Source organism: Dickeya poaceiphila, assembly GCF_007858975.2.
GTDB classification, from domain to species: Bacteria; Pseudomonadota; Gammaproteobacteria; order Enterobacterales; family Enterobacteriaceae; genus Dickeya; species Dickeya poaceiphila.
Genome location: NZ_CP042220.2, coordinates 967,820 through 980,365, shown reverse-complemented (window position 1 = coordinate 980,365; position 12,546 = coordinate 967,820). Strand labels below are relative to the sequence as shown.

9 protein-coding genes are annotated in these 12,546 nt (G+C 57.6%); 4 read left to right on the top strand and 5 right to left on the bottom strand.

The features are described from left to right. Nucleotides 1-16: 16 nt before the first annotated feature. A complete protein-coding gene (dgt, locus tag Dpoa569_RS04340) occupies nt 17-1,534 on the bottom strand; it encodes a dGTPase (RefSeq protein WP_042872203.1) in 1,518 nt (505 codons plus the stop codon). Between the two features lie 190 nt (nt 1,535-1,724). Here dgt and mtnN point away from each other — a divergent pair, with 190 nt between their 5' ends. Beyond that, nucleotides 1,725-2,426 carry a 5'-methylthioadenosine/S-adenosylhomocysteine nucleosidase gene (mtnN, locus tag Dpoa569_RS04335; protein WP_042872205.1) on the top strand — a complete coding sequence of 234 codons (702 nt, stop codon included), beginning with the start codon at nt 1,725-1,727 and terminating at the stop codon, nt 2,424-2,426. 53 nt (nt 2,427-2,479) lie between these two features. Beyond that, a complete protein-coding gene (btuF, locus tag Dpoa569_RS04330; RefSeq protein WP_146411087.1) occupies nt 2,480-3,319 on the top strand; it encodes a vitamin B12 ABC transporter substrate-binding protein BtuF in 840 nt (279 codons plus the stop codon). A gap of 69 nt (nt 3,320-3,388) precedes the next feature. On the opposite strand, the gene erpA is transcribed toward btuF, so the two are convergent. Continuing rightward, nucleotides 3,389-3,733 (bottom strand): iron-sulfur cluster insertion protein ErpA, encoded by a 345-nt coding sequence (gene erpA / locus Dpoa569_RS04325; protein WP_042872207.1) that lies wholly within the window; start codon nt 3,731-3,733, stop codon nt 3,389-3,391. Between the two features lie 81 nt (nt 3,734-3,814). Continuing rightward, nucleotides 3,815-5,212, bottom strand: a complete 1,398-nt coding sequence (gene clcA / locus Dpoa569_RS04320; protein ID WP_042872209.1) for a H(+)/Cl(-) exchange transporter ClcA — start codon at nt 5,210-5,212, stop codon at nt 3,815-3,817. A 178-nt stretch (nt 5,213-5,390) separates the two neighbouring features. Here clcA and hemL point away from each other — a divergent pair, with 178 nt between their 5' ends. Continuing rightward, nucleotides 5,391-6,671: a glutamate-1-semialdehyde 2,1-aminomutase gene (gene hemL / locus Dpoa569_RS04315; protein ID WP_042872212.1), complete on the top strand. Its 1,281-nt coding sequence runs from the start codon at nt 5,391-5,393 to the stop codon at nt 6,669-6,671. Between the two features lie 65 nt (nt 6,672-6,736). Here the strand turns inward: hemL and mrcB are convergent, their stop codons facing one another. Further along, entirely contained in the window at nt 6,737-9,241 is a 2,505-nt protein-coding gene (gene mrcB / locus Dpoa569_RS04310; RefSeq protein ID WP_042872215.1) for a bifunctional glycosyl transferase/transpeptidase, read from the bottom strand. A gap of 103 nt (nt 9,242-9,344) precedes the next feature. Then, entirely contained in the window at nt 9,345-11,819 is a 2,475-nt protein-coding gene (gene hrpB / locus Dpoa569_RS04305; RefSeq protein WP_227983127.1) for an ATP-dependent helicase HrpB, read from the bottom strand. Nucleotides 11,820-12,006: 187 nt separating this feature from the next. On the opposite strand from hrpB, the gene thpR reads away from it, so the two are divergent. After that, nucleotides 12,007-12,540 carry an RNA 2',3'-cyclic phosphodiesterase gene (gene thpR, locus Dpoa569_RS04300; RefSeq protein WP_042872219.1) on the top strand — a complete coding sequence of 178 codons (534 nt, stop codon included), beginning with the start codon at nt 12,007-12,009 and terminating at the stop codon, nt 12,538-12,540. Nucleotides 12,541-12,546: the final 6 nt, after the last annotated feature.

Here is a 12,546-nt window from a genome sequence, read left to right as displayed (position 1 = left end):
CTTTTATTGCGCGCATTCAATCCACCGCCATCAGCCGCCGGTATTCATCATAGGCGTATAAATCGGTCATGCCGCTGATGTAATCGAGAATCAGCCGGGCACGATAGTAATACTCCCACATCTCTTGTTCTGTGTCGGATAACGCGGCCAGGGCGCGCGTCGCCTCGCGGTAAGCATGGCAATGCTTACTGGAGAGTTTGTGGTACAACCGGGTTTCTATCGGATAACGCTTGTGGGTATCGTCAGCCACCAACTGGCAGAAATCGCGGTAAGGCATGTTCAGCAGCGGGCTATAAATCTCCAGCAGACCGCTAATGATACGATCCCCCTGTAGCTCCAGTTGCTCGACCTCATGATGATTAAACACGAACTTTCTGGCGACATCTTTAAAGATCTTTAATAATCGCCCGTAGTCGTCCTTATCTTCCTCCAGCAGCGAGTGGTTGAAACTGCCGTCATAAATCGCCGGTAGATTATCGATAAAACGCTTCGTCACGTACCACACCATGGTGTTGACGGTGTTCACCCGTAGTTTCATGAAAAACTGATCGCTTTCGCTGCGCCCCGGCAAATGCTTTCGCTCTTCATAGGCCAGATCGACAGTGCGGTTAAACACATCTTTTTCCGCTCGTTCTCCCCAGGCCTCCTCCAGTCGTTCATACAGCTGCTGATAAGTGATGATTTTCTTTTCTACCGCATCCTCCAGGTCGGCAATGCAGTAAGAAATATCATCTGCCGCCTCCATGATGTAAGTCAGCGGATGGCGGTGAAACTCCGCCATGTTCAGTTCACTGCGCAATTGCTTAACAAACGGCTCTTCCGACAGGTAAAAACCGGCCTTTTTCATCAGATAGCTGTAATCAGGCGGCGTTGGCTGCGCCCAATAGGCGGGTTTGGTGTACTTCAGTATGCAGCCGATCTGCGCATAGGTCAGATTGAGTTTTAACAACGAATGCACCAGCCGAATTGCCTGGGCATTGCCTTCAAAGTGACAGAGATCATGACGGATACGGTCACGCAACGCGTTCAGTTCGGCACTGTCTTTCTCGTTGAGTCTCAGGCACGGCACCTGACAGGGGTCAGGCTGTGAATCTCGCGCTCTTTCTCCCGGCGACAAGCGCTGACTGAACCAGTTATTGATCGCCGCTTCGCCGAAATGCCCGAACGGCGGATTGCCGATGTCATGCATCAGACAGGCCATTTCCACCAGACTCTCAAACGGCGTTTCCAGCAGTTCCAACCCCAGTGCATCCAGTTGCCCATTTTTACGCAGTTGTCGGAAAATCTCTTTGGCGATATAGCGCCCAACCTGCTGCACCTCCATAGAGTGCGTCAGGCGGGAACGCACGGCGGCGTTACGTTCCAGCGGAAAAACCTGGGTTTTTTGTTGCAGTCGGCGAATAGCGGCGGAATTGATGATCCGCCCCCGATCACTCTCAAACTCCTGCACGATGCCGTATTCATCCTTTTTATCTTTCTTCCTGCCAAAACGTCGCTGGAAACTGAGTTTGGTTGAAAAATCGATAGCAGACATACTGTTCTCCATGTAATGCCCTGTTCAGAGGGGCTGCAGGCGAATAACGAGTGGCCGACGGGCTGTTGCGCGGATGGCACACGACATGACCAATGTCATAGCACGTCCCCGACGGGGGGACAATCGCTGCACGTCTTAAGCCATGATAGACTAAACTTTTGTGACTTTTGACAAATCGGTGGGGAATCCTATGAAAGTTGGCATTATTGGCGCAATGGAACAAGAAGTGACGCTGTTAAGAGAGCAGATCCAAAACCGCCAGACCATACAGCGCGCAGGCTGCGAAATTTACAGCGGCCAATTGCACGGCGTGGAAATCGCACTGCTGAAATCCGGCATCGGCAAAGTATCAGCGGCGTTGGGCACCACGCTGCTGCTGGAGCACTGCCAGCCAGATGTAGTTATCAACACGGGTTCTGCCGGCGGTCTCGCGCCATCACTCAAGGTAGGCGATATCGTGGTGTCCGACGAAGTGCGTTACCACGATGCCGATGTCACCGCGTTTGGTTACGAGCCAGGCCAGATGGCCGGCTGCCCGGCTGCCTTTACTGCCGATGAAAAACTGATCGCACTGGCACAAGATGCCATCAGCCAGTTGCAGTTAAACGCGGTTCGCGGACTGGTGGTGAGCGGTGATGCCTTTATCAACGGTAAAGCGCCGCTGGCGCGTATCCGTCAGACCTTCCCACAGGCTATCGCCGTAGAAATGGAAGCGACCGCCATCGGTCACGTTTGCCATCAGTTTGGTGTGCCGTTTGTGGTGGTGCGTGCTATTTCCGACGTGGCGGATCAAGAGTCTCACCTCAGTTTCGACGAGTTTCTGGTTACTGCCGCCAAACAGTCCACCCGTATGGTGGAAACGATGCTGCAATCACTGGCGAAACATCGCTAAATCGGACCTGACCGGGGTGATCAGCCCCGGTTTTTTGCCATCGAGGCGCCCCCTTGCAATCCTTTTATTTTCGTATTCTATGGCTACTGGCACTGTTATGGCTCACACCCTGTCGGGCAGAGCCGATCGCACAGCGCGTCGTCAGTCTGGCACCGCACGCTACCGAAATGGCCTTTGCCGCCGGGCTGGGTCAACAGTTGGTCGGCGTCAGCGCCTGGTCCAATTATCCGCCAGAGGCGGAACACATCGAACAGGTCGCCAACTGGCAGGGCATCAATCTGGAACGTATTCTGGCCTTGAAGCCGGATCTGGTGCTGGCATGGCGCGAAGGCAACGCACAGCGACCACTGGAGCAGTTGGCGTCATTCGGCATCCACATTCTGTACCTCGACCCCGCTACGCTCGACGATATTCCGCGCCAGTTGGAAACGCTGGCGCAGTACAGCCCGCATCCGGAACAGGCGCGAGCAGCGGCACAGCAATTCCGCCAGCAACAACAGGTGCTGACGCAGCAGTACAGCCATAGTGCGCCGGTACGGGTATTCCTGCAGTTCGGCAGCCAACCGCTGTTTACCTCATCGCAGGCTACGCTACAAAGCCAGGTAATCAGCCTGTGCGGCGGCAGTAATATCTTTGCCGACAGCCCGGCGCCCTGGCCGCAGGTCAGCCGCGAGCAGGTTATTCGACGTCAACCACAGGTCATCGTCATCAGCGGACAACCCAACGCGGTGGAACACATCAAGACCTTCTGGCAGCCGCAACTGACCCCAGAGGTGATAGCGGTCAACGAAGACTGGTTTAGCCGCACCGGCCCACGACTGATGCTCGCCGCAGAACAGCTGTGCCAGCAACTTGACGCGTGGCGGCGCGAACACGCCATCGGGAACGGATAAAAAAACCCGTGGCCAATCAGGCCACGGGTTTTTCTTGTATACAGCGTATCTTTTATATAAGACGTATCATCAGATACTGAACGAGGAACCGCAACCACAGGTGGTTTTCGCATTCGGGTTGGTCACCACAAAGCGGGAACCTTCCAGCCCTTCGGTATAATCCACCGAACCGCCGATCAGGTATTGCAGACTCATCGGATCGACCACCAGGGATACTCCCTGCTTTTCAATGGTCATATCACCATCGTTAATCTTATCGTCAAAGGTAAACCCGTACTGGAAGCCGCTGCAACCGCCGCCAGTAATGTAAACCCGAAGTTTCAGTTCCGGATTCTCTTCATCGGCAATCAGGAGTTTCACCTTGTTAGCTGCCGCATCCGTAAATTGCAGGGGCAATGCTACATCATCGCTCATTTTTTTTACTCCCAATCCAATACCAGACAGTATTTAACCGCCTTCATTATTTTTTTATTATCCTCCAGCCCCCGGCAACGTTCAAGATTTGATGCCGACGCCCGACGCAACGCTTGACGCTTCTTGCTGTGCCTGACGCTCCAGCGTACGCGCCAGAATACAGGAGTAAAGCGGCTTGCCGCCAAGGAACTGCGCTACCAGCGTAGCACCGAGACAGGTAATGATCATCGGCAAAATTAGTTGATAGTTATCGGTCATCTCCAGCACCAGCACGATGCCGGTCAGCGGAGCGCGAACCGACGAGGCGAACAGTGCGCCCATCCCCGCTACGGCAAACGTCCCGGCCCCAAGACCCCATTCAGGGAACAAATGCGCACATACCATGCCAAACGCCGCACCCAGCAAGGTGCCCAGCGACAGCATCGGCGCAAAAATGCCCCCCGGCGCGCCGGAACTAAAGCAGAGCAACGTCATCCCGACCCGCGCCAGAAAAATGACCAGCAGCATTCCCACGCTATAGTGTTCCGCCGCCGCTATCGGGACAAGCGAAAACCCGCCGCCCGTCACATCGCTGAACGCCAGCGTCATCAGGCCGGACACACCGCCGGCCACCAACCCGGTCAGCAAAAAGCGCGGCATCGACTGAGCGTGAAAACGTAAAAAGCGCGCCTGCGCACCCAGCACCAACGCATTGAAGATTACCCCCACAGCACCAAACAGGATGCCGAGCAACAAATACAACCACAGTGTTCCCACCGGCGCAGACGGCAATTGGCCAATATCAATCACCGCACTTTCGCCTTCCAGCACCCGGTAGACGATGCTGGACATAATCACGCCGATAAACACCGCTTTGATGGAAATCAGGTTGTAGCGAAACTGTGGGCGCATCTCTTCAATGATGAACAAAATCCCGGCCAGCGGCGCGTTAAACGCCGCCGACAACCCGGCAGCGGCACCCGTCGCCAGCAATGAATGCCGCACGTCCGATTTGCGCGCCGGGAGCAACGCCGCCACCATAGCGCCGATATTTCCGCCCAGTTGTACCGTTGGCCCTTCCCGCCCCAGCACCATGCCCGCCCCCAGCGTTCCAATACCGCCAACGAACTTCACCGGCAACACCCGCCACCAGCGCACCGGGCGTAAATCCTCTAATGCACCTTCGATTTCAGGAATGCCGGAACCGCCCGCTTCTGGCGCAAAGCGCCGCACCAGCCCGTACCCAGCCGCCGCCAGCAGAGCGGATATCATTATGCTCAACGGCCATACCCAGCCGCTACCAGACAAAGACGACAGCGAAGACAACCGCCAATGCTGCACCGCATTGACCGCCTGATTGAACCCCACACCGATCAAACCAACCAACGTGCCGGTCAGCGCGGCCATCACTAATATGTATACGGGTGTTTTGTCACGGCGGACCAGCTGGCGGATAGCGGCACGGCGTACCGCAGCAGGCAGAGAAAAGGAAGAAGACATGATGGCAATATCAGGATTAGCAGGACAGACAAGACCACCATTCTAGTCATGTATCAACTCACTTGCCCAGCAGGAATCCTGCCAGTGGCGAGCTAAAGTGTTTCCGGCGATTTCACAATGCGGAACAGATGATTAGAATGGACGCCACTCGCTATGCAAATCCAATCAGGAAGCCGCAATGAATAAATCTGAAAGTCTGTACGCCGCCGCCCGTCAACTGATTCCCGGTGGAGTCAACTCGCCGGTGCGTGCGTTTAACGGCGTCGGTGGCGTGCCGCTATTTATCGAACGGGCAGAAGGCGCCAGACTCTACGACGCAGACGGCAAATCTTATATCGATTACGTCGGCTCCTGGGGACCGATGATTCTGGGCCACAACCACCCAGCCATTCGTCAGGCGGTGATTGAGGCCGCAGAGCGCGGCCTGAGCTTTGGCGCGCCCACCGAAATGGAAGTGAAGATGGCGCAACGGGTCACCTCGCTGGTGCCGGGCATGGAGATGGTGCGCATGGTGAACTCCGGCACCGAAGCCACCATGAGCGCTATCCGCCTGGCGCGTGGTTTCACTGGCCGCGACAAAATCATCAAATTTGAAGGCTGCTACCACGGCCATGCCGACTGCCTGCTGGTAAAAGCGGGTTCCGGTGCGTTGACGCTGGGGCAACCCAACTCCCCCGGTGTACCAGCCGATTTTGCTCGTCATACCCTGACCTGCACCTACAACGATCTGGACTCGGTGCGTGCGGCATTTGAACAGTATCCGCAGGATATCGCCGCGATTATCGTCGAGCCAGTAGCGGGCAACATGAACTGCATTCCGCCGTTGCCAGAGTTCCTGCCGGGGCTGAGAGCACTGTGTGACGAATTCGGCGCGCTGTTGATCATCGACGAAGTGATGACTGGTTTTCGCGTGGCGTTGGGTGGCGCACAGGCGCATTACGGTGTGCGTCCTGATCTCACCTGTCTTGGCAAAATTATTGGCGGCGGGATGCCGGTGGGCGCATTTGGTGGCCGCCGCGACGTGATGGAAGCGCTGGCGCCGACCGGCCCGGTATATCAGGCCGGTACGCTCTCCGGTAACCCGATTGCCATGGCGGCCGGTTTCGCCTGCCTGAGTGAAGTGGCTAAACCCGGCGTTCATCAGACACTGACCAACCTGACCACGCAACTGGCAGAAGGTTTGCTGGCGGCGGCGAAAACGCAACAGATCCCGCTGGTAGTGAATCATGTCGGCGCCATGTTCGGGATTTTCTTTACCGATGCCCCGCAGGTGACCTGCTATCAGGATGTGGTGAAGTGTGATGTGGAACGGTTCAAACGCTTCTTCCACCTGATGCTGGAAGAAGGCGTCTATCTGGCACCGTCAGCATTCGAGGCCGGCTTTATGTCGCTTGCTCATAGTCAGCAGGATATCGAACACACCGTTGACGCCGCGCGTCGTTGCTTCGCCGCACTGTAAGCAAACAACAGAAAAAACCACGCCCGGCAAGCCGGGCGTGTTATTAACATATCTGCTGCGGGTCGTTACTGCCCGAACATCTGTTTGATCCAATCAGGAACGCTGCCACCATCTTGTTGCTGATTTGGCTGCGGCTGACTCTGACCGCCCGACAATGCGGCTGGCTGCTGCACCACTTGCTGGCTGGCCTGACACAACGCCTGCGGATTATCAGTCCACACCGGCAATGCCCGGCCTGCGCTACCGTTACAGATAAAGTTGCCGCTGCCATCCACCGACATGGTGGTAATGCCTTCCGGCGGCGTCAGCATCAGCGGCAACGGCGTCTGATTTTCCAGATAGCGACGATAGATGGTCAGTGCGCCGTTAGCGCCGGTCAGCTTCGCCGGACCATTATTGTCACGACCAACCCAGGTAATCACCACTTCTCTGCCATCAACACCGGCAAACCAGCTGTCGCGCAGGTCATTGGTCGTCCCGGTTTTCCCCGCCAGATGGTAGTTACCGAATTTCACCATTAGCGAGCGCGAAGTACCGCGCTCCACCACCTGTTGCATACCATATAGCGTCAGGTAGGCGGCCTGTGACGGCACCGCCCGTTCAGCCTGCGGGAAGCTCTGATACAGTACCTTTCCGTCTTCAGCAATCACCGAACGCAGTGCGGAAAGCGGTGCGCGGCTACCGCCGCTGGCGATAGTCTGGTATTCCTGCGCCACTTCCATCGGCGTCAGGCTAATCGCGCCGAGCAACATCGCCGGCACTGGCTGAATCTGATTCTGCGGGATACCCAGTTTCTGCAACGTATCACTGACCTGATCCAACCCGACCGCCATCCCAAGGTTGACCGTCGGCACGTTGAGCGAATTCGCCAGCGCATCCACCAACATCACCCGGCCACGGAACTCGCGATCATAGTTTTTCGGCTCCCAAATCGTACCGTTCGGCTGTTTAAGCGAAATCGGCTCATCCGGCAGGATGGTGTTAAGGCGGTAGCGATCCGGCATACTGAGCGCCGTCAAATATGTCGGCGGTTTCGCCAGCGAACCGACTGAACGACGCGCCTGCATAGCACGGTTAAAACCGGCGAACTGGGCATCAGAACCGCCTACCATCGCCCGAACCTCGCCGCTGAAACGATCGACAATCACCATCGCCGATTCCAGATCCTTGACGCCACGCGCCGCACGCAGCGCCGGAATGCCGTCTTCCACCGCTTTTTCCGCCGCATCCTGAGACACCGGGTCCAGCGTGGTGAAGATTTTCACCCCGGAGAGATCGTTAGCTTTGTCGCCCAGCCGCTGTTGCAACTCCTGACGCACCATCTGCATAAACGCCGGCTGAGGGCTTATCACCCCACCTTTCGGCTGAACACCCAACGGGCGGGCGCTCAGCATGTTATAAAGATCTTCGTCGATGACCTGCTGGTTCTGCAGCAGCTTCAACACCAGATTACGGCGCTCCAGCGTCACCTGCGGGTTACGCCACGGGTTATAGAGCGACGCGCCTTTCACCATCCCCACCAGCATCGCCTGTTGATCGAGACTCAGCTCGTTGACTGGTCGCCCGAAATAGTAAAGGCTGGCCAGAGGGAAACCGCGAATCTGATCATTGCCGCTCTGACCGAGATACACCTCGTTCAGATACAGCTCCAGAATACGATCCTTGCTGTAGCGGTAATCCATGATCAACGCCATATAGGCTTCGTTGGCCTTACGCCACAACGAGCGTTCGTTGGTCAGGAACAGGTTTTTCACCAACTGCTGGGTCAGCGTACTGCCGCCCTGAACTGCCCGACCTGCGGTCAGGTTGGCGATCAACGCGCGGCCAATAGAATAGAAACTGATGCCGTCATGCTCGTAGAAATGGCGGTCTTCGGTGGCAACCAGCGTTTGCACCAACAGGTCGGGGAAACCGGAGCGCGGCACAAACAGTCGCTGTTCGCCGTTGGGCGACTGCAACATGGTGATCAATTTCGGATCGAGCCGGAAGAACCCAAAGTTACGCTGATTGTCCATGTTCTGGATCTGCGACAACCGGTCGTTACTGAAGATCATTTTGGCGTGAATCTGGCCTTCCTTGCCGTCCGGGAAATCAAACGGACGGCGCAGAATTTCAATGTTGTTGGACTGCACCGTAAACTCACCCGGTCGGGTAATGCGGCTGACTTCGCGGTATTGCATCCCTTCCAGCAGATTAGCCATATCTTTCTTGCTGTAGGCCATGCCCGGTTCAAGGCTGACCATGCGGCCATATACCGCCGCCGGTAGCTGCCACACTTTACCGTCAATACGACTACGGATCTCTCCGTCAAGGTAAACGCCGTAAATCGACATCACCACCACAAAAATCAGGAATAATCGGATAAACCACCCCAGCAAGCGGCGTTTTTTACGTGGCCGCTTGCTCATGACGTCTTCCTCATCATCCTCGTCATAGTCGTCTTCGTACTCGTCTTCGTAATCGTCGTCGTAGTCATCATCCCTGCGGCGTCGCGTCGCTTGCCTGCGAGGGGGAGTGGGTCGTGACGCACTACGTTTGCGCCCGATAGGTTCGCGGTCATCCTGAGACATTACAGTGACATCTCCATCAGGTTACTGACGGCCATCGGTTACCCGCCGAGGCCGTCTACTCTGTGTCTCCCACGCTGCACAAGGAAGGGGGAAACATCTGAAATTAGGTGTTCTGGTATTTTCTGGTACGCCGGGTTGGCGCCGTATTCGCCGGATCATCCGGCCAGACATGTTTGGGATAGCGCCCTTTCATTTCTTTCTGCACCTCCCGGTACGCGCCGTTCCAGAACGCCGCCAGATCGCGCGTGATCTGCAATGGTCGCATCGCCGGAGACAATAATTCAAGCACCAGCGCCACCCGACCTTCAGCCAGCAGCGGGCTGGCCTGCTCACCGAACATTTCCTGCAACCGCACCGCCAACACGGGTGGTTTATCGGACTCATAACGGATCGGCAAGCGGCTACCGCCGGGTGCGGTATAATGGCTGGGTAGCGCGCTATCCAGCCGCTGACGCAGCGGCCAGTCGAGCAAGCGCCACAGTGCCTCACTCAAATTGACCTGATTGAGCGTACGACGATCCCGCACCCAGCTCAGCGACGGCTGTAACCACAACTCCAGCGATGCCAGCAGAGAAGCGTCATCCACCTCAGGCCACGTCACCTCCGGCAGCCACTGCCGGGCGCACAGTAAGCGCTGACGCAACTGTTGCGCCGGTTCATCCCAATTCAACACCGACAGCCCCTGCTCCCGCAGCCAGTTGAGCAGCGCCTGCTGCAACGCCTCATCCGAGGGTTTAGCCAGCGGCCGGGACGATAGCGTCAGGCTGCCGATTTGCGTTCGCAGACTGGCGCGCAGGGTACCTTTTTCTTCGTCCCAGTGCATCAGATTCTGTTCAGTCACCAGTTCCGGGCGCTGCCGCGCCAGTTGGTCGATATCCACCGGCAGTGCCAGCAACATACGGGCATCAGGGCTATGTGGGCTTTGCATCAGAACCGGCGCCAGTAGCCATTCCGATGCCGCCAGCGCCTCTTCCGGCGGCAAGCTGGCTCCGGTACCGTTCGCCAGTTGATAGCGCCCATCCTGACCACGCCGCCGGGCGATGCGATCAGCAAACCCTGCCGACAACAACCATGCAGCAAGCGCTTCATTCACCTTGCCGGTATCCACCTGACCTGATGCCCTGCCGGCACGGCGCGTCAGTTGTTGCGCCCGACGCTGCCAGTGACCGGCAGGGCGATGCAGCGCATCGGACAGATTCAACGACCCTGCGCGCGGCGGCTCTTCGATGATCGCCGCCAGCAACGCCGCCGTCGCCAGCGCATCCGGGTCGTGCCCGGCGGTACGCAGCATCGCCGCCAGCCGCGGATCACTGCCCAACGCCGCCATGTGACGCCCGTCCGTCGTCAGCCGCTGCTGTGCATCGCACACGCCCAACTGCATCAGCAAACGGCCTGCCGCCAGCAATGCCGGTTGGGGCGGCCTGTCCAGCCAACAAAGCTGTGCGACGTCATGACAACCCCATTGCAGCAGATCCAGCCACAAGCCTGACAGATCGCTGTGCAGGATTTCCGGCTCGCTTTGCGCCGCAGCGCGCTCAGCCTGCTCGCGGGCGAACAGATGCCAGCACACGCCCGGTTCCAGTCGCCCGGCACGTCCGGCACGCTGCACCATGGAGGCCTGACTGATGCGCTGCGTCGTCAGGCGGGTCAGCCCGGTTTTAACATCAAACAGCGCCGCCCGCTCCAGCCCACAGTCCACCACCACCCGAATACCTTCGATGGTCAGACTGGTTTCGGCGATGTTGGTCGCCAGCACCACTTTGCGTCGCCCGGCGGCAGCCGGAAGAATCGCTTTCTGTTGTTCCGCCAGCGTCAGCGCGCCATACAGCGGACAGACGTCCACCTCAGCCGACACCGCGCTTTCCAGCAGTGCCTGTAACCGTTTGATTTCCGCCACGCCCGGCAAAAATATCAGCAACGAACCGGTTTCGTCCTGCAACAAACGGTACACGAGTCGGGCAGCCGCCTCTTCAAGACGCTCCTGCGAGCCGACCGGCTGATAATGTCGCTCTACTGGCCAGGAACGACCTTGCGACGATACGCTAAGCGATTGCGGCAATAAGGAAGAGAGACGGGAGTTGTCCAGCGTGGCGGACATGATCAACAGCTTAAGGTCATCACGCAGCCCCTGCTGGACATCCAGCAGCAGCGCCAACGCCAGATCAGCCTGCAAACTGCGTTCATGGAATTCATCCAGAATCACCAGCGAGACGTCATCCAGCGCCGGATCATGCTGCAACATACGGGTCAGAATGCCTTCCGTCACCACTTCCAGCCGTGTCTGACTACTGACCCGATTTTCCGAACGCATACGGTAACCGACAGTCTGTCCCGGCGTTTCCCCCAGCCACTGCGCCAGCCGGAAAGCAACGCTTTTAGCCGCCAGCCGACGCGGTTCCAGCATGATGATGCGGCCAGAAAATGCGCCCTGCTGCAACAGCTGCAGCGGCAACCAGGTGGATTTTCCCGCCCCGGTTGGGGCATGTAGCAGCACCTGCGGCGCGGTATGCAACGCCTGGATGACCTCATCCAGTACAGCGCTGACGGGGGGTTGATTCACATAAAGCTCCGTAATCATACAGCTGAACTCACTGACGCAACCATGATCAGCCGTAACCAATCACTCTCAACAATAATAAATAGAAATAACGCCAACCATGCATCCACTGGCGATTAGGAAGCGGAACACAGCCTTAACTTTAATTTAGTGGGCATTATTGGGTGAGCATTGTAGCATCGGAACCCCACAGAACAGAGAGATTGCCATGACCTCAACCCGCCGCCTGTTTTTTGGCCTGTCGTTACCAGACGCTGTCAGCCAGCAGATCGTACACTGGCGTGCGACGCAATTCTCCCCGGAAGCCGGGCGTCCGGTGGCGGCGGCAAACCTGCATCTGACGCTAGCCTTCCTCGGCGAGGTCAGCGACGCAAAAATGCAGGTGTTAACGGCGCTGGCCGGTCGTATCCGCCAGCCGGCGTTTACCCTTAATCTGAACGATGCCGGTCACTGGCCGCGCCCCGGCGTGGTATGGCTCGGTTGCCGTCAGGCGCCGCGCGGGCTGCTGCAACTGGCAGACATGCTGCGTTCACAGGCAGCGCGCAACGGCTGCTACCAGCCTCCCCAGCCCTTTCACCCACACATCACGCTGCTGCGCGGCGCCACACGTCCGCTGCCGCTGCCAGCCGCCACCTTCGGTTGGACGATGCGCGCCGAGCAATTCTTTCTTTATGAATCACGAACCGAAGCGGGTCGAACCCATTATCAGCCTGTCGCCCACTGGCCGTTGCTGACTTCCTGAGAGACA

Bases quoted from the DNA above. Each gene is read 5' to 3' on its own strand.
- dgt (WP_042872203.1), bottom strand. From the start codon at position 1,534: ATGTCTGCTATCGATTTTTCAACCAAACTCAGTTTCCAGCGACGTTTT.
- mtnN (WP_042872205.1), top strand. From the start codon at position 1,725: ATGAAAGTTGGCATTATTGGCGCAATGGAACAAGAAGTGACGCTGTTA.
- erpA (WP_042872207.1), bottom strand. From the start codon at position 3,733: ATGAGCGATGATGTAGCATTGCCCCTGCAATTTACGGATGCGGCAGCT.
- clcA (WP_042872209.1), bottom strand. From the start codon at position 5,212: ATGTCTTCTTCCTTTTCTCTGCCTGCTGCGGTACGCCGTGCCGCTATC.
- hemL (WP_042872212.1), top strand. From the start codon at position 5,391: ATGAATAAATCTGAAAGTCTGTACGCCGCCGCCCGTCAACTGATTCCC.
- mrcB (WP_042872215.1), bottom strand. From the start codon at position 9,241: ATGTCTCAGGATGACCGCGAACCTATCGGGCGCAAACGTAGTGCGTCA.
- hrpB (WP_227983127.1), bottom strand. From the start codon at position 11,819: ATGATTACGGAGCTTTATGTGAATCAACCCCCCGTCAGCGCTGTACTG.
- thpR (WP_042872219.1), top strand. From the start codon at position 12,007: ATGACCTCAACCCGCCGCCTGTTTTTTGGCCTGTCGTTACCAGACGCT.